This window comes from Pseudoxanthomonas sp. LjRoot206 (assembly GCF_056175725.1).
The window spans coordinates 15105-36408 of the sequence record NZ_JBGFFI010000008.1 but is presented as its reverse complement, the minus strand read 5'-3'; the positions used below and the strand labels follow the sequence as shown (position 1 = coordinate 36408).

Genomic DNA, 21304 nt, shown 5'->3' with positions numbered 1-21304 from the left:
GCGCGTGCGCCCCGCTGCGATGTGCGGCGACGGTCACAGCCGTACGGGCGGCGGCTCTGCGACGATGCCGTGTCCTGCCATCGGATGGCGCGCTCCCGCTTCGGGGAAAGAAGCGGGAGTGCTGCCCGGCGTTCCCCACGCGTCCCCACGGAGTCGGTGCCCGATGTATTCCCCCGCGTTCGTCCGGCGCCTTCGCGTGCCGGTGCTGTCCTTGCTGGCCGCGATGTCGCTGGCCGCCTGCTCTGCCCCGTCCGGAGATTCGGACGAGTCGGGCGATGCACCGTTCTGGGGCCAGGTGCGTCCCGCGTCCGCCTCCACGCCGGCGATGGCCGGCGGCGCGACGGCAGCGGCCAGCGAACCGCAGGGTGCGCCACCGCAGAACATCAACGTAGACCCGGTGCCGCCGGGTCGCTACCGCATCGCCAGCGCACTGAGCGGCCTGTGCCTCGAGATCCGCGATGGCAGCACCGCCAACGGCACTCCGCTGGTGCAATCGGCCTGCGACGCCACGCTGCACCGGCAGTTCTTCGACGTGATCGAGACCACGACGGGGCAGTACCGGCTGCGCAACCTGGCCACGCAGAAGTCGGCCGACATCCCCGCTGCGTCCAATGCCGACCACGTGATCGTGCAGCAGTGGGAAGACAACGGCAGCGGCGCGCAGCGGTTCCGCCTGCAGCGCATCGACACCAGCGACCGCTACCGCATCGTCAACGTCAACAGCGGCAGGTGCCTGGGCATCGTCGGTGCGGCGACGGCAGCGGGCGCTTCGGTCGAACAGATCGCTTGCGCCGCGGTGCCGGCGCAGCAGTTCCAGCTGGGTGCGGGCGAGCCGCAACCGGTCCGGCAGAATGGTTCGCAGCCGCTGCTGCCGCCGCCACCGCCGGTGCCACCGTCGGCGACCTATCAGCCGCTGCTGTGGCCGGACGATGCCGCACCGATCCAGTACACGCAGGACGACGGCACGCTGGTGACCCACGTCGGCGGCCGCGTGCGCGACCGCCATGCGCGCGAGCCCATCGTCGACGACAGCTACCAGGTGTTTCCGCCGCACTACTTCGAGCGGCGCACACACGAGATCCTGATCTACGACGATGCGGTGGCCGGCACCTCCGGCGAGCAGCGCATCCTGACCGTCGTGGTGAAGCCGCAGCATTACTGGTACGGCACCAACTTCCGTCACGGCTACATCGGCCGGCGCAGCGAGGATCCGCTGGAGCCGACCTCGGTGGCGTTGTACGCCGACAACGGCGGCATGAAGGTGCTGCCGGGCGGCGTGGCGGCGCAGACGCCGGTCGCCAACTACGCGCAGCTGGGCCAGGACCCCAACGGCAACTACACGCCGCCGGCCGGTGCGCCGGGCAATGCCTTCGTGCTGGTGAAGGAAATCCGCACCGCCGCCAACGAAGCCCATCGCCCGCTGCGCAAGGGCGACCTGGTGGAGTTCGAGCTGGGCATTTTCCTGGCCGGCAATCCTGACGTCATCGGCCGCTTCAACTACTACGCCGAAGCGCTGGTCTATCGCGCGGGGTCGCACGGCATCGTCTCGTGGTACCGCGGTCCCGGCTATGGCGTGCAGCGCCCGCTGGACTCGCTGGCGATGCCGGGTGAGGCGCTGTCCGCGGGCCCGTGGATGACGCTGCACGAGGACACGTCCAGCGAACCATTCCGCATGCTGCAACAGGCCTCGCACAACATCGCCGGCTACAACATGCAGCCCTGGGCGGAAGGCCGCCGGCTGATCCATACGTCCTTCGCCAGCGGCCGCCATTCGGAGGAGAGCAATACCGTCTTCACCGCGCATGCGGGCAAGGCGGCGCCGCGCTTCTCGCAGACCCGCTGCGTCGACTGCCATACAGGCAACGGACGCAGCTCCCCCGTGGTCGGTGCGCCGCTCAATCGCCTGGGCGTGTTCGTCGGCGTGGCCGGTGCGGGCGCGCAGGCGGCGGATGCGCGCTTCGGCCTGCGCCTGCAACAGGGCACCTATCGCGAAGCCGGTGCGAACATCGACGGACGCGAGGCCGAACTGGTCCTCACCGGCTATACCGAACTGCCGGGCCGCTACGCGGACGGCACCGGCTACACCTTGCGCCGTCCGAACTACGCACTGCGCGATCGTGCCGGCCAGCCGCTGGCATTGCCGACGGCATTGTCCGTGCGCGTGGCGCCGTCGCTGATCGGCCTGGGCCTGCTGGAAGCGGTGCCCGAGCAGCAACTGGAGCGCCTGGCGCTGGCACAGCAGGGGGATCCGGATGGCGTGGCCGGGCGGCTGCAGATCGTCGCCGATGCGCGCGATGCCGGTGCCAGCCGCGTCGGTCGGTTCGGCTGGAAGGCGGCGGCCGCGACGCTGGAACAGCAGGCCTCGCTGGCGTTCAACACCGACATGGGCGTGACCTCGCCGCTGATGCCATCGCTGGAATGCGCGCGCGGCAGCCAGGGTACGGCCTGCGCCCAGGTCGACACTGGCAGTGCGAAGCTGACCGCCGCCGACATCCACCAGACCACGCTCTACCTGAGCCTGCTGGGCGTGCCGCCGCGACGCGACTTCGACAATCCGCTCGAACAGGATGCGCAGGCGCGGGCGCGCCAGTTGCGCGTCAAGCGCGGCGCGCAGTTGTTCGAGGCGGCGCGCTGCAGCACATGCCATGTGCCCGAACTGCGCACGGGCCACCACCGCTTCGTCGAGCTGCGCTACCAGACCATCCGTCCGTACAGCGACCTGCTGCTGCACGACATGGGGCCGGACCTGGCCGACACCTACGTCGAAGGTCGTGCCACCGCGCGCGAATGGCGCACGCCGCCGCTGTGGGGCCTCGGCCTGGCCGCATCGATCGATCCCAATGTGCGCTACCTGCACGATGGCCGCGCGGCCACGCTGGAAGAGGCAGTGCTGTGGCATGGCGGGCAGGGCACCGCAGCGAAGCAGCGGTTCGAGGCGATGAGCGCCGAGGACCGGCGCGCGCTGGTGGATTTCCTCAGGTCGCTGTGAGTGTCGGCGCGTCCTCGATCGCGGCGGATCCGGCTACCGTCGTCGTCAAGGGGCGTGCGTTTGGCCCAGTTGGGATCCCGCATGCTGATAGGACAGCAGCGTCTTGATCAGGAACTCGATCTGAATGGTCACGCGGGCATCCACCTTCATGACCGGCACGTGGTAGCCGCTCGCGTTGAGCGCGTCGCGGAATGAGGTGAGCTGGAAGTCGGGCGCCAGATCGCTCTTGGTCACGCCGACCACAAAGCTCGCATCGGGAGCGAGCACGCCGAAGTCCTTCAAGAGCTCGGCCGTGCTGTCGACCGCATCGTCCTGGCAAGCATTGGCCAGCACGATGATGCCGATCGCACCCGTGCAGACCATCGGCCACATGAAATTCAGATACCTCTGGCCAGGAACACCATAAACGTGCAGCAACTCGCCCTCGTCCAGGTCGACGCTGCTGTAGTCCAGCGCCACGGTGGTGAAAGACTTTTCCTCGGTGGCATCGCTGCTGAGCGGCATGTCGGTACTCACCGGTTCCGTGTCGGAGATCGCACGGATCGCGGTGGTCTTGCCGGCGCCCATGCCACCAACGAACACGAGCTTGTTTCCGTAGTTATCCATGAGCCTTTCCAAACAGTCTCAGGCCGAAGCGCTTGGCCATCCTAAACAGGGTACCTGCGTGGCGTGCGGCCGACGTGCGTACATTGGCGGCGGGATCGGAAAGCGAGGCTTCCAGGCCGCTCAGGCGCACCAGCGCCATCACCTGCTGCACGTCGTCCTCCGGTACATCGCTGGTCGCGGCCAGCACATCGGCGCGCCAGGACCGGCTGGAAAAGTAGGCCAGCACCAACGGCCATGAAGCAGGCGTGGCGCCTGCGTCGAGATCCGGCCACGTCCGCAACCGCACCGTGTCCGAGACACGCGGCAGGTCATCACGGGAAAGATGGGGAAGGAGGCGCCACCACAGCGTCTCGATCGCATGGGTACGAGTGACGTCGGGCCGATAGATCGATTGCCACTCACCGTCGGAGATCTCCGTCACCCGCCAATCCTGCCGGAGTGCGCGCTCGAGCAGTTCGTCCAGGGGCATTCGGCGGAGCATGTGCAACTTGCCGCTGCGGGTATCGCTGACGACCCGGAACAAGCCCTGCTCCAGCAACACCCGTGAGTCGCGCCGACGATCCAGGCGCAGGTGTTCGAGCAAGGGCTGGCGCAAGGGAGCGTCCCAGTCCGGCTCCGTTTCGGTCGAGGATGGCGGGGGGTCTTGCAGGCCGAACTTGAGCGCATCGACGAACTCGCGCACGGTTGCCAGCCTGGGCAATACGTGCATTGTGCCCGAGGTACTTTGCGCGCCGATGAGGCGGATTGCGGGAAGGCGGGTCTTCCGTGCCGACTGGATCGCGTGGCGGCCGGCATCGCTGGTCTCGTCCGCCACCAGCAGCGACGCGGGCTCGGCTCCCCATTCGATCAAGCGGACGGTCAACCGGTCCGCCGCAAGCAGCGAACAGGCGACTTTCAGGCGCGTGGCGGGCAGCAGTTCCAGGCCGGCCATCGCAACGGTGACGTCAGTAGGAAGTGGGGACGGCATGGGGGGAAGATGGCAGGGAGGCGGTGCGAGAGTCCCCCGGTCGCCGTGGTGGCCGGGGGACAAGAGTGGATCAGCTGAAGTCCAGCGTCTTCTCGAAGCTCTTCAATTCGTGGCGCGCCATGGCCAGGTTCGCGCGTGCGCGGTCCAGGACGACGTAGAGGAACAGCGTGGGATTGCTCTCCAGCGGACGGATGATGTGGTACTGCTTGCTCAGCGAGATCAGGATGTCTTCGATGGTGTCGTCCAGGGCCAGCTGTTCGGCGACGCGGCGCTTGCTGCGCACCACGTCGCTGTTGCCGGCGGCGGCGACTTCCAGGTTGAGGTTGCCGCCACCGAGCGTCGCCATCGCCATGCCGCTGTCGCTGTCCACGAGGGCGACGCCGACGAAACCGGTGATCTGGCTCAGACCGTCTAGATTCAACTTCGACATCTTCTTATTTCCTTAGGGGTGGTGAGTGGATGCTCCGGCGTACCGGAGGGATATGCGGGTGAAGACGGCCTACTTCGGCAGCAGTGCGGCGATGCGCGTGGCGCACTCGCGCGCAGCGAACAGCAGCACCGCGACGTTGGTGTCGAAGGTGCCCAGCGCAGCCAGCGTCATGGGTTTGGCGTGGTCCATGCGGATCAGCACCATGTTTCCCTGGCGGGTGGCGATGGTGGCGTAGTCCGCCGATGCCAGCCCCAGTTCCTTGGCCACGGTTTCGCCCAGGGTGAGGAAGGAGTTGGTCATGGCGGCCAGCCGGCGCGGATCGCTGCCGCGTTCGTCGAGCTCGGCCAGGGCACGGCCGTCGGCCGTGGTCAGCAGCAGCATCGAGATGCCGGGCGTGCGCTCCTTGGCCCGCAGGAACTCCTGTTGAAGCAGCGCCTTGTCGATCTGCGGCACCTCGCGGCTTCTGTCACCCATGACGCTGAGAACCTTCTCTACGGTGGCGGTATGCAAGGCGAACTCTCCTGTTGGCACCTGCTCCAGCAGGAACCGTGCCAAATGGGAGGCTCGGATGGGCTATATGCCACGTCGAAGCAACAGTGATGTCGCGCGAACAGGAATGACGCTCTGCGTCACATATTCGAGTGAAATCCGCATTTCGGGACGAGTAAGGTCACCTTGCGCTGCCGGCACTCGCCTCGCCTGTTCCTCGACTACCGGCCGCACGTGTCCTGCCGCAGGACGGGGGATCCGCCTGCAGCCGCACAAGCGCGCGTTGGAGTGCGGTGTCGGGATCCAATCCTTTGGCTCGCGCAGCGACGTCGCGATAGCGCTGCGCGAACCGTTCCGGGTTGCGGCAGGGGTCGTAGTAAGAAGGTCCCTTCATCAGCGCGATAAGCAGCAGGTGTTCCTCGGACACGAGGTTGGCCAGCGGCCGCCCATACCAGGCCTGCGCGGCCTGTTCGATGCCCCTGGCGTCGCGGCCGAACCCGCCTTCCGCCAGCACCGTATCGACCATCCTTTCCAGGCCCCAGTGGCGGCTGACATGGACGGCGGCGGCCAGGTTGGTGAGGTGCCAGCGCGCGGCGTTTGCCGGCGGTGTCTGTCGGACCACCAGGGCGCGTCCTGCGTGGCCGAGCAGTCGCAGCCGGGAGCCGAGGGGTTCGCGTTGCCGGCCCGAGAGGTGCCAAGACCAATAGCCCCAGACACTGACCGGATTCAGACGCGGCACCTCGTCGATGCCGCCGGCCTCGACATCCAGGTAGAGCGCGCGCAGCGCGGGCGTGGCGCGATAGCGGGTCGGTTCGAGGTCGTCGGGGAGTCCGGACGCGCCGTAGGCATGCAGGCCGAAGCACAGGCCCACGACGAGTGCGACGATGACCATCAGGGTTCCGAGGAAGGCTCTGATCCAGGCCATCCCCGGTGGCGACTCAGGCGGCTTCGTACGCGCCGTAGCCGCGCAGGCGCTCGTAGCGCTTTTGCAGCAGTTGCTCGATCGGGAGCTGTTCCAGCGCGTCCAGTTCGTTGAGCAACACGGCCTTCAGGCGCACGGCCATCTGGCGCGGATTGCGGTGCGCGCCACCGATCGGTTCGCGCACGACCTTGTCGACCAGGCCCAACGCGCTCAGGCGCTTGGCGGTCAGGCCGAGCTGTTCGGCGGCGTCCTTGGCCTTGGCGGCGTCCTTCCACAGGATCGAGGCGCAGCCTTCCGGCGAGATCACCGAGTAGGTGCCGTACTCCAGCATCAGCGTGCGGTCGCCGACACCGATCGCCAGCGCGCCGCCGCTGCCGCCTTCGCCGATCACCGTGCAGATGATCGGGATCTTGAGCTCGGCCATTTCCATCAGGTTGCGCGCGATCGCTTCCGACTGGCCGCGCTCTTCCGCGCCCACGCCCGGATACGCGCCCGGCGTATCGATGAAGGTCAGCAGCGGCAGCTTGAAGCGCTCGGCCATCTTCATCAGCCGCAGCGCCTTGCGGTATCCCTCGGGGCGCGGCATGCCGAAGTTGCGCGCGATCTTGCTCTTGGTGTCGCGGCCCTTCTGGTGGCCGATGATCATCACGCTGCGGCCGTCGATGCGGCCCAGGCCGCCGACGATGGCGGCGTCGTCGGCGAACGCGCGGTCGCCGGCCAGTTCCTGGAACTCGTCGCAGAACACCTTGATGTAGTCCAGCGTATACGGCCGCGCCGGGTGGCGCGCCAGCTGCGAGACCTGCCACGGCGACAGGTCGCGGAAGATCTGCGCCGTACGCACGCGCAGCTTGTCCTGCAGCGCATGGACCTCGGCATCGACATTCACCGCCGGCCCGGTGCTGGCGGCGCGCAGATCCTGGATCTTGGCTTCCAGATCGGCGATGGGCTGTTCGAAATCGAGGTAGTTCGGATTCATCTGCGGGCCATGGGCCGGAAAGGGGGGAAGTGTAGCCGAAGCGGTCCGGCGGTCACGTACGGGGGGGTAGGGCCGTGATGGCGCGCACGCGGCGCGTCAGTTCGCCCAGGGCCGGTTGAACGCGGGCTTGGCCGCGCGCACGCCGGGCATGGAGCGCAGGGCATCCAGCAGTTCCGCATCCACGCGCACGGCCTTCTGGCCATTGAGGTCCAGCATGCCGGCGATCGCCGCACTGTCCGTGGCCATCAGCAGGTCCAGGCGCAGCGGCGTGCCGCCCGGGCGATGGCGGGCGAGCAGCGCGTCGACGCGCTCCCACAGGCCCGGCACGCGCAGGTCCAGGCGCAGTTGCAGCCGTTGCGCATGCTGCTGGCACAACTGGGTGTAGTCCCACACTTGGCGGATGCGCAGGCTGTAGCCGCCGCTGAATTCGTCCTCGCGCAGGCCACCCTTGATCACCAGCACGCGGTCGCGCGTCATCAGGGCGCCGAACTCGGCCAGCGCATCGGAAAACGCGCTGCATTCGATGCGGCCGCGGCCGTCTTCCAGTTGCACGAAGACCTGGCTGTCGCCCTTGCGACGGATGGCGACCACCTGGCCCGCGACGATCGCATTGACCTCGGGTCGCCAGCCTTTCTTGTCGCCGCCGGACGAACTGGACCAGATGCGGTCCAGTTCGCTGAGGTCGCTGCCGACCAGCGAACGCAGGTCGTCACGGTAGGGGTCCATCGGATGGCCGCTGAGGTAGTGCCCCAGCGTCTCGCGCTCGCCGTGCAGCACCTGCATCAGCGGCCATTCGTCGGTGTTCGACAGTTCCACGTGGATGTCGTCGCCGCCGCTGCTGGAGCCGAACATGTCGACGATGCCGGCACTGCGGTTCTTGCTGATCTGGTCGATCGCCTTCAGCACTTCCGGCAACTGCATCGCCAGCGATGCACGGTTGCGGCCGAGCGCATCCAGCGCGCCGGCGTTGATCAGGGCTTCCAGCGCGCGCTTGTTGAGCTTGGAGGAGTCGACACGCTTGCAGAAATCGAACAGGTCGCGGAACCCGCCACCGTCGCGGCGCGCTTCGACGATGCTCTCGCACACGCCCTGGCCGACACCCTTCACCGCGCCCAGGCCGTAGCGCACGGTGTTCGCGTCGGTCGCCACGAACATGAAATCGGAATGGTTCACGTCGGGCGGCAGCACGTTCAGGCCGAGTCCGCGTGCTTCGTCGAGGAAGCCGACCACCTTCTCGGTCTTGTCCATGTCCGACGACAGCGTGGCGGCCATGAACTCGGACGGGTAGTGCTTCTTCAGCCACGCGGTCTGGTAGGCGACCAGCGAGTACGCGGCGGCGTGCGACTTGTTGAAGCCGTATCCTGCGAACTTCTCCATCAGGTCGAAGATTTCGTCGGCCTTGCGCTCTTCCACGCCGCCCTTGGCGGCGCCTTCGCGGAAGATCTCGCGGTGCTTGGCCATTTCGGCCGGCACCTTCTTGCCCATCGCGCGGCGCAGCAGGTCGGCGCCTCCCAGCGAGTAACCGCCGACGATCTGCGCCATCTGCATGACCTGCTCCTGGTAGACCATGATGCCGTAGGTCTCCTCCAGCATGGTCCGCGTGCGCGGGTCGGGATACTCGAACTCCTCGCGGCCGTGCTTGCGCTCGACGAACGAGGGGATCATGTCCATCGGACCCGGGCGGTACAGCGCGTTCAGCGCGATCAGGTCCTCGAAGCGGTCGGGCTTGGCTTCCTTCAGCGCGCGCCGCATGCCGGTGGATTCGAACTGGAACACCGAGCCGGTATTGCCGTTGGCGAACACGTCGCGGTAGACGCTGGCGTCGTCGAGCGGAATGGTGGTGATGTCCACCGGCGGCACGCCCGCGCGCGCATGGCGCAGGTTGATCGCCTTCACCGCCCAGTCGATGATCGTCAGCGTGCGCAGGCCCAGGAAGTCGAACTTCACCAGGCCGACGGCTTCGACGTCGTCCTTGTCGAACTGGGTGACCGGATTCTTGCCGCGGCCGCCTTCGTCGTGTTCGGCGAACAGGGGGCAGAAGTCCGACAGCGGCGACGGCGCGATCACCACGCCGCCGGCGTGCTTGCCGGCATTGCGGGTGAGGTCTTCCAGCTGGCGCGCCAGGTCGATCAGGTCGCGGACGTCGTCCTCGTCGCGGTAGCGGTCGATCAACTCCTGTGACGCGGCCTCGCTACTGCCTTCGCCCATCGCGTCCTTCAGCGACACGCCGAGGATGTTCGGGATCAGCTTGGCGACGCCGTCGACCAGGCCGTACGGGAATCCGAGCACGCGGCCGGCGTCGCGCACCACGGCCTTCGCCGCCATCGTGCCGTAGGTGATGATCTGGCTGACGCGGTCGCGGCCGTACTTGCGCGCGACGTAGTCGATGACTTCATCGCGCCGGTCCATGCAGAAGTCGATGTCGAAGTCGGGCATCGATACGCGTTCCGGATTGAGGAAGCGTTCGAACAGCAGCCCGTACGGCAGCGGGTCCAGATCGGTGATCTGCAGCGCCCACGCCACCAGCGAACCCGCGCCCGAGCCGCGGCCGGGGCCGATCGGGATGCCGTGGTTCTTTCCCCACTGGATGAAGTCGGCCACGATCAGGAAGTAGCCGGGGAAGCCCATCTTGCAGATGGTGTCGAGCTCGAAGTCGAGCCGCTTCTCGTAGTCCTCGCGCGTATGGCCGGGCGCCAGCGGATTCTTCTCCAGTCGCGCCTTCAGACCGTCGTGCGACTGGCTGCGGATCCAGCTGTCCAGCGTCTCCTCGTCCGGCACCGGATACGCGGGAAGGAAGTAGGTGCCCAGCCGCATCTCGATGTTGCAGCGCTGCGCCAGCGCCAGCGTGTTGTCGATGGCGTCGGGCACGTCGGCGAACAGCTCTGCCATCTGGTCGGCCGACTTCATGTACTGCTCGGCGCTGTAGTCGCGCGGGCGCTTGGGGTCGTCCAGCACGCGGCCGGACGCGATGCAGACGCGCGCTTCGTGCGCGTCGAAATCGTCCGGCGACAGGAAGCGCACATCGTTGCTGGCGATCACCGGCAGGCCGCGCGTACCGGCGGCATGCAGGGCGAAGGCGTTGAAGGCTTCTTCGCCGTCGCGCTGCGTGCGCGTCAGCTCCAGGTGCAGGTCGTCGCCGAAGGCGCGCTGCCAGTCGGCGAGATGCTGTTCGGCCAGATCGTGCCGTCCGGTCAGCGCCAGCCGGCCGGCCATGCTCTGCCGGCCCATGATCGCGAACAGGCCCTGGTGGTCGGCGCGCAGCCAGTCCGGGTCGATGGCGACGCCGTCGGTGCGATGGCCTTCCATCCACGCACGCGACAGCAGGCGCGACAGCGACAGATAGCCGTCGCGGTCGCGGCACAGCAGCGTCACCGGCCACGGCGCGTCGCTGCCATCCGCGACCAGCAGGTCGGCACCGGCGATGGGCTTGATGCCCACGCCTTCGGCCGCCTTGTAGAACTTCACCAGCGCGAACAGGTTGTTGCGGTCGGTGACCGCCAGCGCGGGCATGCCCAGTTCCACCGCCCGGCTCAGCAGGTTGGCCTGTTTGGCCTTCTTCGGGTCGGCGTGATCCGGTTTCTCGGGCACGCGGATGATCGAATCCGCGAGCGAGAACTCGGTGTGCAGGTGGAGGTGGACGAAACGGGAAGACATGCCGGCTCGGAGTGCTGTCGGGGCAGCGTACCGGCGGGGGTGGGGTGGGGCAAGGCTTGACTTTCCGGCGTCGCGGAACGGGCCGCAAACGACAAAAAAGAGGCCGCCCGGGGAAAGGCGGCCTAGGGGAAACCCGAGGGCTCGGGGTGGGGTCGGTGCGGCTCTCTATGGGGTCGCGCCCGGATTCGATGGAGACGGATCAGTGGATGCGGAACATCGGGACCGGGTCGGGGGCGTAGCTGCCGAGGCGCACATGCCGCAGATGCGATTCCAGCGCCGCTTCGGCCGTACGCGCGGCTTCCCAGTCGGCGCGCGTGTAGTCGAGTGCGTCCGGTGGGCATCCGCGCAGCTGCGCTTCGAGGTTACGCAGGCGGCGGAAGTCCAGGTAACGCGCGGTCTCGTCGGCGACGAGCAGCCAGATGGCCTCGTCCAGCGAGGCTGCGCCGGGAGCACGCAGCAGCGCCAGCGCCTGCTGCAGGCGGGTACGCAGCGCGGACGCCTGCGACCAGCCGCGATCCGCCAACAGGCTGCGCAGCAGCTGCACGCGCGCATCGTCGACGGGGTGGGGCGGGGAGGAGGAAGGAGCAACGGCATTCAGCAGGGTCATGGCGCACCTCGTGGGGGAAGAGGGCTCCCGTGCGTGGTGGAGCGCGGGATGCAGGGCCATGGTGCCCATGCGCGAGCGCGTGCGCGCCTGCTGGAAGCCATCGTGACCATGGGCACCATGCCGATGGTCACGCGTGGCGTGACGCGTGTCGTCAGCGCCGGTCGAGCGCTTGGCGCACGGGCGCGAAGCTGCGCCGGTGGTGCGCGCACGGACCATGCTGCACCAGTGCGGACAGGTGCGCGGGCGTCGGATAGCCCTTGTGGACGTCGAAGCCGTACTGCGGGAACGTCGCATGCAGCTGCACCATCAGGCGGTCCCGCGACACTTTCGCCAGGATCGACGCCGCCATGATCGCCGGCTCGATCGCGTCGCCGCCGACCAGCGTTTCCGCCATGCAGTCCAGGCCCTTCGGCGCGCGGTTGCCATCGATGCGGACCAGCTCGGGCCTCGTCTTCAATGCGGCGACGGCACGCCGCATGCCTTCCATCGTCGCCTGCAGGATGTTGAGCCGGTCGATCTCGTCGGGCTCGACGAAGGTCACGTGCCACGCGAGGGCGCGCTCCTGGATCAACGGGAACAGCGCTTCACGCTTGGCCTCGCTGAGCTGCTTGGAATCGTTCAATCCTTCGATCGGACGTGCGTCGTCGAGTATCACTGCCGCGACGGCGACCGGCCCGGCCAGGGGCCCGCGACCGGCTTCATCCACGCCGGCGACTAGGCGGACGACGGGCATCGGGAACAGTGAGGCCGACGTCATCGCGCGATGCATCCTGTAGGAGCGACGTCAGTCGCGACCGCGGAAATGACATCCATGGAGATTCCCATCCAGGCATGATTGCATGCACAGAAGCGTTGTTTGGCGGGCGATGATGAAGTGGCGGCAGTCATGGCGTGCGGTCGCGACTTACGTCGCTCCTACAGAGGGAGCGATCAACTCCGCCACCGCCTTGGCCGCGCTCGCCGAGGCGTCCTGGCGCAGCTGCGCATGCAGCCGCTGGTAGACGGGCTGAAGGCCGTCGACGGCCTCCGGCTCGCGTAACCAGCGCAGGACGGCCGAAGACAACTTGTCCGGCGTGCAGTCGTCCTGCATCAGTTCGGGCGCGATGTCTTCGCCCGCCAATACGTTCGGAAGCGCGTAGCGCTCCACCTTCAGCAGGCCGAGTCCTTTCACGATGCGGTAGGTCAGCGGTGCGATGCGGTAACCGACCACCATCGGCCGCTTGCACAGCATCGCTTCCAGCGTCGCGGTGCCGGAGGCGAGCAGGACGACATCGCTGGCGATCATCGCTTCTCGCGCGCGGCCGTCGAGCAGGCGCCAGGCAGCATCGGCACCGTGTGCGGCGAAGTGCGTTTCCAGCGCCTGCCGGCACGCGGCATTGGCGGCCGGCACGACGATCTGCAGCCCGGGCGTCTGCGCAGCGACCAGACGCGCCGCGTCGAAGAAAGCCGGCGCCAGCCGCCCGATCTCGCCGAGCCGGCTTCCGGGAAGCACCGCCAGCACCGGCGCGTCGGCGGACAGGCCGAGTGCGGTACGCGCGGCGGCCCGGTCCGGCTGCAGCGGGATATCGTCCGCCATCGGATGGCCGACGAAGCGCGCATCCACGCCGTGCTTCGCGTAGATCGGCGGCTCCATCGGGAACAGGCAGAGCACGCGGTCCGCGCTGTGGCCGATCTTCTCGGCGCGTTTCTCGCGCCACGCCCAGACGGAAGGACTGACGTAATGCACGGTGCGGACACCGCGCTCCTTCAGCCAGCGCTCGATGCCGAGATTGAAGTCCGGTGCATCGATGCCGACGTAGACGTCGGGTTTCCAGTCCAGCACGCGCTGGCGGAACGCCTTGCGCAGGCGCAGCAGCCGCGGCAGGTGGCGCAACACTTCGGCCAGCCCCATCACCGCCAGTTCGTTCGCGTCTAACCAGGTATCGCAACCGGCGGCGCGCATGGCATCGCCGCCGATGCCGGCGAATTCGGCGTGGGGGAAGCGAACCTTCAGCGCGGCGATCAGTCCGGCGCCCAGGCCGTCACCGGAGGCTTCGCCCGCGCACAGCGCGATGCGCAGCGGCGCGGACGCGGGAGTCGCGTTGTGCGTCTCCCGCACGGTGTCCATCAGCGCTGCAGCGGCCGGTCGCCGCTTTCGATGAACTGCAGCAGCGCATTCACGTCGTCGCTGGCCTGCGCCTGCTCGGCCAATTGCTGCTTGGCTTCTGCCAGCGGCAGGCCGGCCACGTACAGTGTGCGGTAGGCACGCTTGATCGCCGCGATGCGGTCGGCATCGAAGCCGCGCCGTTTCAGGCCTTCGCTGTTGATGCCTCGCGGCCGGCCGGCGGCGTCACCGGCGACCATGGTGAATGGGGGCACGTCGCCGCTCAGCAGCACGCCCATGCCGATGAAGGCATGCGCGCCGACGCGGCAGAACTGGTGCACGCCCGCGAAGCCGCTCATGATCACCCAGTCCTCGACGGTCACGTGGCCGGCCAGCGTGGAATTGTTGGAGAACACGCAGTGGTTGCCCACGATGCAGTCGTGCGCCACGTGCGTATAGGCGAGCAGCATGTTGTCGTTGCCGACGCGGGTGATGCCGCCACCGGTGCCGGTGCCACGATTCAGGGTGACGAACTCTCGCACCTGGTTACGATCGCCGATCACCAGCTCGACGCGCTCGCCCTTGAACTTCTTGTCCTGCGGATCGCCGCCGATGGCGGCATGGCCGGTGAACACGTTGTCGCGACCGATGCGGGTCGGACCGGTGACCGTGCAGTGCGGGCCGATGACGGTGCCGTCGCCGATCTCCACCTCGGGCCCGACGTAGGCGAACGGGCCGATGCGTACGCCTTCGCCCAGCGTCGCGCCAGGATCGACGACCGCGCTGGGATGGATGGCGGTGGGGGCGCTCATCTCAGCGGGTGTCCTCGGCGCACAGCACGTCGGCGCAGGCGACCTGTTCGCCGTTGACCGAGGCTACGCCGGTGTAGAAAGCCATGTTGCGGATCAGCCGCTTCAGGGTGACGTCCAGGTCCAGGCGGTCGCCGGGGACGACCATGCGGGTGAAGCGGGCGTTTTCCACCTTCACCATGTAGAACATGCGGCCGGCGGTATCGCCCTGGTGCGACAGCTGGGTCAGCAGGCCACCGGCCTGCGCCAGCGCCTCGATGATCAGCACGCCCGGCATGATCGGGCGGTCCGGGAAATGGCCGGTGAAGAACGGCTCGTTCTGGGTGATGTTCTTGTAGGCCAGCACGCGCTTGTCCTTCTCGAACTCGACCACGCGGTCCACCAGCAGGAACGGGTAGCGGTGCGGCAGCAGCTTGCGGATGGTGGTGGCGTCGATCGGTAGTTGCAGGTCTAGGGTCATCAGGATTCCTTGTCGGCTGCCAGCACCCGTCGTGCGAGGGCGTCCAGTTGCTTGAAGCGGGCGGCGTTCTTGCGCCAGGTACGGTTGTCTGTGAGCGGCGTGCCGCTGGAGTATTCGCCGGGTTCGGTGATGGAACTGGTCACCAGCGACATGGCGGTGACCACCACGCGGTCGCAGATCTCCAGATGTCCGAGGACGCCGGCCGCACCGCCGATCAGGCAGTAGCGGCCGATGCGCGCGCTGCCTGCCGCAGCACTGCAGCCCGCCATCGCGGTGTGCGCGCCGATGCGGACGTTGTGGCCGATCTGGATCTGGTTATCGAGGCGTACATCTTCCTCGAGCACCGTGTCGTCGAGCGCACCGCGGTCGATGGTGGTGTTGGCGCCGATCTCGCAATCGTCGCCGATCACCACGCCGCCGAGTTGCGGCACCTTGATCCAGTGCCCGCTGTCCATCGCCAGACCGAATCCGTCGGCGCCGATCACCGCGCCCGGATGGACCAGCACGCGCTGGCCAAGGCGGACGCGCGTGACCAGGGTGACGCGCGCGATCAGTTCGCAGCCGTCGCCGACCACGCAGTCGTCGCCGATGACGCAGCCAGGACCGACGACGCTGCCTGCACCGACGACGCTGCGTGCGCCCACCACGACGAACGGGCCGACATGGGCACCCTCCGCGACGCGGGCTGTAGGATCGATGACGGCGCTCGGGTGGATGCCGGGCTCGCGGGCCGCCTTGCGCTCGAACAGCGCGGCCATCTTGGCGAACGCGGTATAGGGATCCTTGGCGACCAGTACGGTACCGGCGGCCTCATCGGCGTCGTCGGCACGCAGCACCACCAGGCTGGCGCGACTGTCCGCCAGCTGGGCGCGGTAGCGGCTGTTGGCCAGGAAGGCGAGCTGCCCCGCTTCGGCCCGCGCGAGCGTGGCCACGCCGTCGATGCGCAGGCCGGCATCGCCGCGCAGCTCCAGGCCGAAACGATCGGCCAGCTCGCCGGAGGTGAAGGAAGGAGGGGTCATAGGCCGCGTAGTTTAGCCCCTGCCGCCCCAGAACCGCTTCCACGGGGGCGTATGGTAGACGGCAGAAGGGGGGCTCGTGCCCCCCTTCATCGTCTGCGGATCGCGTGGCGCCGCCGTCAGAACCCGCCGCCGAACGTGAACTGCAGGCGTTCCAGTTCGTCGCCGTCTTCCTTCTTGATCGGGAAGGCGTAGCTGATCGAGATCGGGCCGACCGGCGCACGCCACAGCAGGGCGACACCGGTGGAGGCGCGCAGCTGTCCGGCGTCGAAGTTGTCCACGCCGTCGAACACGTTGCCGAAGTCGAAGAACGCCGAGACGCGCGCCGCGTTGGAGTCGAACAGTTTCGGGAAGATCAGCTCGACCGAGCCGGTGGTCTTCAGTGAACCGCCCAGCGGCTGGCCGCGGTAGCCCGAGATGACCTCCGAGCGCGGACCCAGCGTGTTGTCGCGGAAGCCACGCACCGAACGCGTACCGCCGGCGTAGAAGTTCTCGAAGAACGGCAGGCCGCTCGCGACCAGCGTCCTGTCGAGCGTGCCGCCATCGGCGCAGGTACCGTCCGCCGAGGGGGTGGAGGGCGCCTGGCCCGGGATCTGCGGGTCAGAGCCGCCCACGCGGCAGATATAGCGGTAGAGGTCCGAGCCGTAGCTGTCGCCGTAACCGACTTCCGCGCGGGTGTTCAGCACGAACGACGGGCTGAGCGACCAGTACTTGGAGAACTCGTAGTTGAGCTTGTAGTACTGCACGGTGGAGCCGGGCAGCGCCACCTCGGCGGAGACGCGCTGGTAGGTGCCGCCGGTGGGCATGAAATAGTCGTTGCGCGTGTCGCGCGCCCAGCCCAGCTCCGCGCGCCAGGCATGGAAGGTGCGCTGGCCCACGGCGTCGATGTAGTCGATGATCGACTGCGGGGTGGAGCCGCCGAAGGTCAGGATCTCGTTGCTGTCGATGCCGAACAGCAGCGAGACGGTGTCGTTCTCGGTGATCGGCAGGCCCAGCACGCCCTGGGCCGCAGCGCTGGTGGTCGAGTACTGCGCGGTGTTGAAGTCCGAGTAGTCGAACTCGCGCCACCACAGGTTGTAGCCCAGCGACATGCCTTCGTCGGTGAAGAACGGATTGGTGTACGAGAAAGAGTAGCGCTGCAGGTAGTCGCTGCGCTGCGCTTCGACGGCCACGCGGTTGCCGCCGCCGAGGAAGTTGTTCTGCGACAGCTGGATCGAGGTGGTCAGGCCGGACAGCTGCGAGTAGCCGAGGCCGAACACGAAGCTGCCCGACGTGGTTTCCTTCACCGTGTAGACCACGTCGACCTGGTCGTTGGTGCCGGGGACCGGCGTGGTCTCCACGTCCACCGTCTCGAAGTAGCCCAGGCGGCGCAGGCGCACGCGCGAGCGGTCGACGGCGACCTGCGAGAACCAGCTGCCCTCGAACTGGCGCATCTCGCGGCGCATGACTTCGTCGGACGTACGCGTATTGCCCTTGAACACGATGCGGCGCACGTTGACGCGCGGGCCCGGCACGACCTGCAGATTGATCGCGACGGTGCGGTTTTCGCGGTCGACGGTCGGGATCGGGTTGACCTGCGCGAACGCGTGGCCGATGTTGCCGAGCGTGGCGGTGATGGAGTCCGCGGTCATTTCCAGCAGGATGCGCGAGAACGTCTGCTCCGGCTTCACGATCACCAGCTTCTCGATCTCTTCCTTCGGCAGCACCGTGTCGCCGGTGACTTTCACGTCGGAGATCTTGTACTGCTCGCCTTCGGTGATGCCGGCGGTGATGAACATGTCGCGCTTGTCGGGACTGATCGACACCTGGGTGGAGTCGATGTTGAAGTCCACGTAGCCGCGGTCCAGGTACCAGGAATTCAGGCGCTCCATGTCGCCGGACAGCTTCTCCTTCGAGTACTGGTCGTCGCGGCGGTACCACGACAGCCAGCTGGATTCCTTGGACTCCCAGTTCTCCAGCAGGTCTTCGGTCTCGAACTTCTCGGCGCCGACGACATTGACGTGCTTGATCTTGGCGGCCTTGCCTTCCTTGACCGCGATGGTGACGTCCACGCGGTTGCGGTCCAGCGGGCTGACGGTCGGCGTGATCTCGACGTTGTACTTGCCGCGGTTGTTGTACTGGCGCACCAGTTCCTGGGTCACGCGGTCCAGGCTCAGGCGGTCGAAGGTCTCGCCCTCCGCCAGGCCGATGTCCTTCAGGCCGGAGGTCAGGTCCTCGGTCTTGATGTCCTTGTTGCCGGTCAGCGTCAGCTTGTTGATGGCCGGACGCTCGGTGACGGTGACGACCAGGATGTCGCCCTGGCGGTCGAGCTTCACGTCTTCGAAGAAGCCGGTCTTGTACAGCTTGCGGATCGATTCGCCGACGTTGGTCGGCGTGACGACGTCGCCGCGCTCGATCGGCAGGTAGGTCAGCGCGGTGCCGGTCGAGATGCGCTGCAGGCCATCGATGCGGATGTCGGTCGCGGTGAACGAGCCATTGCTCAGCGGCGCGGCGGCCACGGGCGCGGCAGCGGGTTCCGTCGTCTGGGCCAGTGCCGGCATGGCGATGGCCGAAGCCAGGGCGAGGGCAAGCAGGCGGCGGGAAGGCAGTCGCGTCATCATTACATCCGGTTGGGGTGGTTCCTGCGGGGCAGGAGTGGACTGCGGGGCAGCGGTCCGGGGTGCAGCAAGGAGAGGAGCGGCCACCTTGGAGCGGGCCGGCCCGTGGAAGTTCAGGGGCATCAGGTCACCAGACGCGTCATGAGACGCAGGATGTCGTTGTAGAACGCCAGTCCCATCAGGCCCGCCAGTGCCGCCAGGCCCACATATTGTCCGGCCACCATGTGGCGCTCGCTCAAGGGGCTGCCCTTGACCAATTCAATAAGGTAATACAGCAGGTGGCCACCGTCCAAGACGGGGATCGGCAGCAGGTTGATGATGGCCAGGCTGAGGGACATCAAGGCCAAGAAGAACAGGAACCAGGCGACCCCCTGCTTGGCGCTGTCATTGGCGACCTGGGCAATGGTCAGGGGGCCCGAGATGTTCTTGCTGGAGGCGTCCCGGGTCAGCATGCGCCGTATCATCCCCAGGGAATCGGTGACCATCTTGCCGGTTTGCCGGAAGGCGGCCGGAATGGCTGCGATAGGGCCGAGCTGCTGGGTCGCGTCGAATGCGGCGGGGGCTCCGTTGCGCACCGGTTCAAGTCCGAGCGCCCAGTACACCTGACCCGTGGCCTCGTCGCGCTGACGCTGGGGCGTCAGCTCAAGGGCGCGGCGTTCTCCCTTGCGATCGACCTCCACCATCGCCAGGCCTCCCCGATCGCCCCATTCCTGTACGAGCGGACTGATGTCGCCAAAGCTGTGGACAGGCTGGCCGTCGATGGCGGTGACCGTATCGCCGACTTCCAGGAGCCCGCTTGCTGCGGTGCCGGGGCGGATCTTGCCGATCGTCGCGGGAAGGGTCTGGTGGGCCCACGCCAAGCCGATAGCGCCCCCGACGTTCTCCTGATTGAAGTCCGCAGGCAGCCGTGAAAGGGCCAGCGTACGTTGGCGCTCGCCGCCGTCACTGCCGACAAGGTCCAGGGCGATGTCCCGGCGGTCAATGGCCGCGATGGTCAGCGTCTGCAGCGCTTCGAGCGCCGTGTGGACCTGGGCCCCGTCGATGGCGGCGATGCGGTCGCCGCGTTGCAGTTCCGCCTGAGCCGCCAGGCCCGTGGCCCGACCCACGGTGGCCGAGTAGTCCGGGCGACCGATGACGAACATGACCCATAACAACGCCACGCAGAGGACGAGATTGGCCAGCGGACCCGCGGCGACCACGGCGATGCGCTGCCAGACGGACTTGCGATTGAAGGCCTGGTCGAGCTGCGAGGCGGGAACGTCGCCCTCGGCTTCGTCCAGCATCTTCACATAGCCGCCCAGCGGAATCGAGGCGACCGCGAACTCGGTGCCGTGGCGGTCGCGGCGCGACCACAGCGGCTTGCCGAAGCCCACCGAGAAGCGCAGCACCTTCACGCCGCAGCGGCGCGCCACCCAGTAGTGGCCGAACTCGTGGAACGTGACCAGCACGCCCAGCGCCACGATCATCCACCAGATTGAGCCCAGCACTTCACTCATCGGATGTCGGCGCTCATGGGGAGAGGTGGCCTGCGAGGTTGCGTTCGGTGAGTCGGCGGGCCTGCGCATCCGCCGCCAGCAGGACCTCCAGCGAATCCGCCGGCGCCGCAGGCAGCGCAGCGAGGGCGTCCTCGACCAGCGCGGGGATGGATAGGAAACCGATTTGGCCCTGAAGAAAGGCTGAAACTGCGACTTCGTTCGCAGCGTTCAGCACGGCCGGCGCCGTGCCGCCCGCCGCCATGGCTTCCCAGGCCAGCCGCAGGCAAGGGAAGGCGTCGGTATCGGGCGCCTCGAATTCCAGCCGCGGATGCTTCAGCAGGTCGAGCCCGCCCACGCCGGATGTAATCCGCTCGGGCCAGCCCAGGCCGACGGCGAGCGACGTGCGCATGTCGGGCAGGCCAAGCTGCGCCAGCGTCGAGCCGTCGACGAATTCCACCAGCGAGTGCACCAGACTCTGCGGATGCACCAGCACGTCGAGCCGTTCGCGGCCGACGCCGAACAGGTGGTGTGCCTCGATCAGCTCGAGGCCCTTGTTCATCAACGTGGCCGAATCGACCGAGATCTTCGGCCCCATCGACCACTTCGGGTGGGCCACGGCCTGCTCGCGCGTGACCTGCGCCAGCTCGGCGCGACGGCGTCCGCGGAACGGACCGCCCGACGCCGTCAGCACGATGCGGCTGACCTCGGCCTGAGCCTGTCGTGAACGCAGGCACTGGAAGATTGCGTTGTGCTCGCTGTCGATCGGGATGATCTCGGCGCCTGCGGCGTCGGCAGCGGCGGTCACCAGTTCGCCGGCGAGCACCAGCGACTCCTTGTTGGCCAGCAACAAGCGCTTGCCGGCGCGGGCCGCGGCCAGCGTCGACGACAGCCCGGCCGCACCGACGATGGCCGCCACCACGACGTCGCAGTCGGGGTCGGCGACCAGCGTATCTAGCGCTGCCATGCCGGCGTGCGGCTGCGTGGCGAGGCCCGCGTCGGCCAAGCCATCGCGCAGGCGCGCGTGCAGGCCTTCCTCGGCGATCACCGCATGCTCGGGCCGGTGCGCGACGCACAAGGCAAGCAGGGCGTCCACGTTGCAGCCCGCGGCCAGCACGCTGGCGCGGTAGCGGTCCGGATGGCGTGCGATGACGTCGAGCGCGGACGCGCCGATCGAGCCCGTCGCGCCCAGGACCGCCACGTTGCAGGGGGCATGCGCGGTCATGC

The 21304-nt window shown here is 67.8% G+C and carries 17 protein-coding genes; 1 reads left to right on the top strand and 16 read right to left on the bottom strand.

Features of this window, described 5'->3' with window-relative positions:
* Positions 1-163: 163 nt before the first annotated feature.
* A complete protein-coding gene (locus AC04MD_RS19660) occupies positions 164-2989 on the top strand; it encodes a di-heme oxidoredictase family protein (RefSeq protein ID WP_475498896.1) in 2826 nt (941 codons plus the stop codon).
* 45 nt (positions 2990-3034) lie between these two features.
* On the opposite strand, the gene AC04MD_RS19655 is transcribed toward AC04MD_RS19660, so the two are convergent.
* The 16 genes from AC04MD_RS19655 to dxr form a co-directional block, all read right to left on the bottom strand.
* Positions 3035-3595 (bottom strand): GTP-binding protein, encoded by a 561-nt coding sequence (locus AC04MD_RS19655; protein WP_475498895.1) that lies wholly within the window; start codon positions 3593-3595, stop codon positions 3035-3037.
* On the bottom strand, positions 3588-4526 hold the full coding sequence (locus AC04MD_RS19650) for a hypothetical protein (RefSeq protein ID WP_475498894.1): 939 nt from the start codon (positions 4524-4526) through the stop codon (positions 3588-3590). Before AC04MD_RS19650 ends, AC04MD_RS19655 begins: the two co-directional genes overlap by 8 nt.
* A 106-nt stretch (positions 4527-4632) precedes the next feature.
* Positions 4633-4992: a roadblock/LC7 domain-containing protein gene (locus AC04MD_RS19645; protein WP_475498893.1), complete on the bottom strand. Its 360-nt coding sequence runs from the start codon at positions 4990-4992 to the stop codon at positions 4633-4635.
* A gap of 69 nt (positions 4993-5061) precedes the next feature.
* Positions 5062-5466, bottom strand: a complete 405-nt coding sequence (locus tag AC04MD_RS19640) for a roadblock/LC7 domain-containing protein (RefSeq protein WP_475498892.1) — start codon at positions 5464-5466, stop codon at positions 5062-5064.
* 196 nt (positions 5467-5662) lie between these two features.
* Entirely contained in the window at positions 5663-6373 is a 711-nt protein-coding gene (locus AC04MD_RS19635; RefSeq protein WP_475498891.1) for a transglycosylase domain-containing protein, read from the bottom strand.
* Between the two features lie 46 nt (positions 6374-6419).
* Positions 6420-7379: an acetyl-CoA carboxylase carboxyltransferase subunit alpha gene (locus AC04MD_RS19630; RefSeq protein WP_475498890.1), complete on the bottom strand. Its 960-nt coding sequence runs from the start codon at positions 7377-7379 to the stop codon at positions 6420-6422.
* A 96-nt stretch (positions 7380-7475) separates the two neighbouring features.
* Positions 7476-11033 carry a DNA polymerase III subunit alpha gene (gene dnaE / locus AC04MD_RS19625; protein WP_475498889.1) on the bottom strand — a complete coding sequence of 1186 codons (3558 nt, stop codon included), beginning with the start codon at positions 11031-11033 and terminating at the stop codon, positions 7476-7478.
* Between the two features lie 199 nt (positions 11034-11232).
* On the bottom strand, positions 11233-11640 hold the full coding sequence (locus tag AC04MD_RS19620) for a hypothetical protein (RefSeq protein ID WP_475498888.1): 408 nt from the start codon (positions 11638-11640) through the stop codon (positions 11233-11235).
* Positions 11641-11791: 151 nt separating this feature from the next.
* Positions 11792-12397, bottom strand: coding sequence for a ribonuclease HII (rnhB, locus tag AC04MD_RS19615; protein ID WP_475498887.1), 606 nt, complete (start codon positions 12395-12397; stop codon positions 11792-11794).
* A gap of 147 nt (positions 12398-12544) precedes the next feature.
* On the bottom strand, positions 12545-13747 hold the full coding sequence (gene lpxB, locus AC04MD_RS19610) for a lipid-A-disaccharide synthase (RefSeq protein WP_475498886.1): 1203 nt from the start codon (positions 13745-13747) through the stop codon (positions 12545-12547).
* Entirely contained in the window at positions 13747-14535 is a 789-nt protein-coding gene (gene lpxA / locus AC04MD_RS19605) for an acyl-ACP--UDP-N-acetylglucosamine O-acyltransferase (protein ID WP_475498885.1), read from the bottom strand. The genes lpxB and lpxA overlap by 1 nt, the downstream gene beginning before the upstream one ends.
* A 1-nt stretch (position 14536) precedes the next feature.
* On the bottom strand, positions 14537-14992 hold the full coding sequence (gene fabZ / locus AC04MD_RS19600; protein ID WP_192311511.1) for a 3-hydroxyacyl-ACP dehydratase FabZ: 456 nt from the start codon (positions 14990-14992) through the stop codon (positions 14537-14539).
* On the bottom strand, positions 14992-16011 hold the full coding sequence (lpxD, locus tag AC04MD_RS19595; RefSeq protein ID WP_475498884.1) for a UDP-3-O-(3-hydroxymyristoyl)glucosamine N-acyltransferase: 1020 nt from the start codon (positions 16009-16011) through the stop codon (positions 14992-14994). Before lpxD ends, fabZ begins: the two co-directional genes overlap by 1 nt.
* Positions 16012-16127: 116 nt before the next feature.
* Entirely contained in the window at positions 16128-18605 is a 2478-nt protein-coding gene (gene bamA, locus AC04MD_RS19590; protein WP_475498883.1) for an outer membrane protein assembly factor BamA, read from the bottom strand.
* A 122-nt stretch (positions 18606-18727) separates the two neighbouring features.
* Entirely contained in the window at positions 18728-20101 is a 1374-nt protein-coding gene (rseP, locus tag AC04MD_RS19585; RefSeq protein ID WP_475498882.1) for an RIP metalloprotease RseP, read from the bottom strand.
* Between the two features lie 13 nt (positions 20102-20114).
* Complete coding sequence (dxr, locus tag AC04MD_RS19580) at positions 20115-21302, bottom strand: 1-deoxy-D-xylulose-5-phosphate reductoisomerase (RefSeq protein WP_475498881.1); 1188 nt, start codon at positions 21300-21302, stop codon at positions 20115-20117.
* Between the last annotated feature and the right edge of the window lie 2 nt (positions 21303-21304).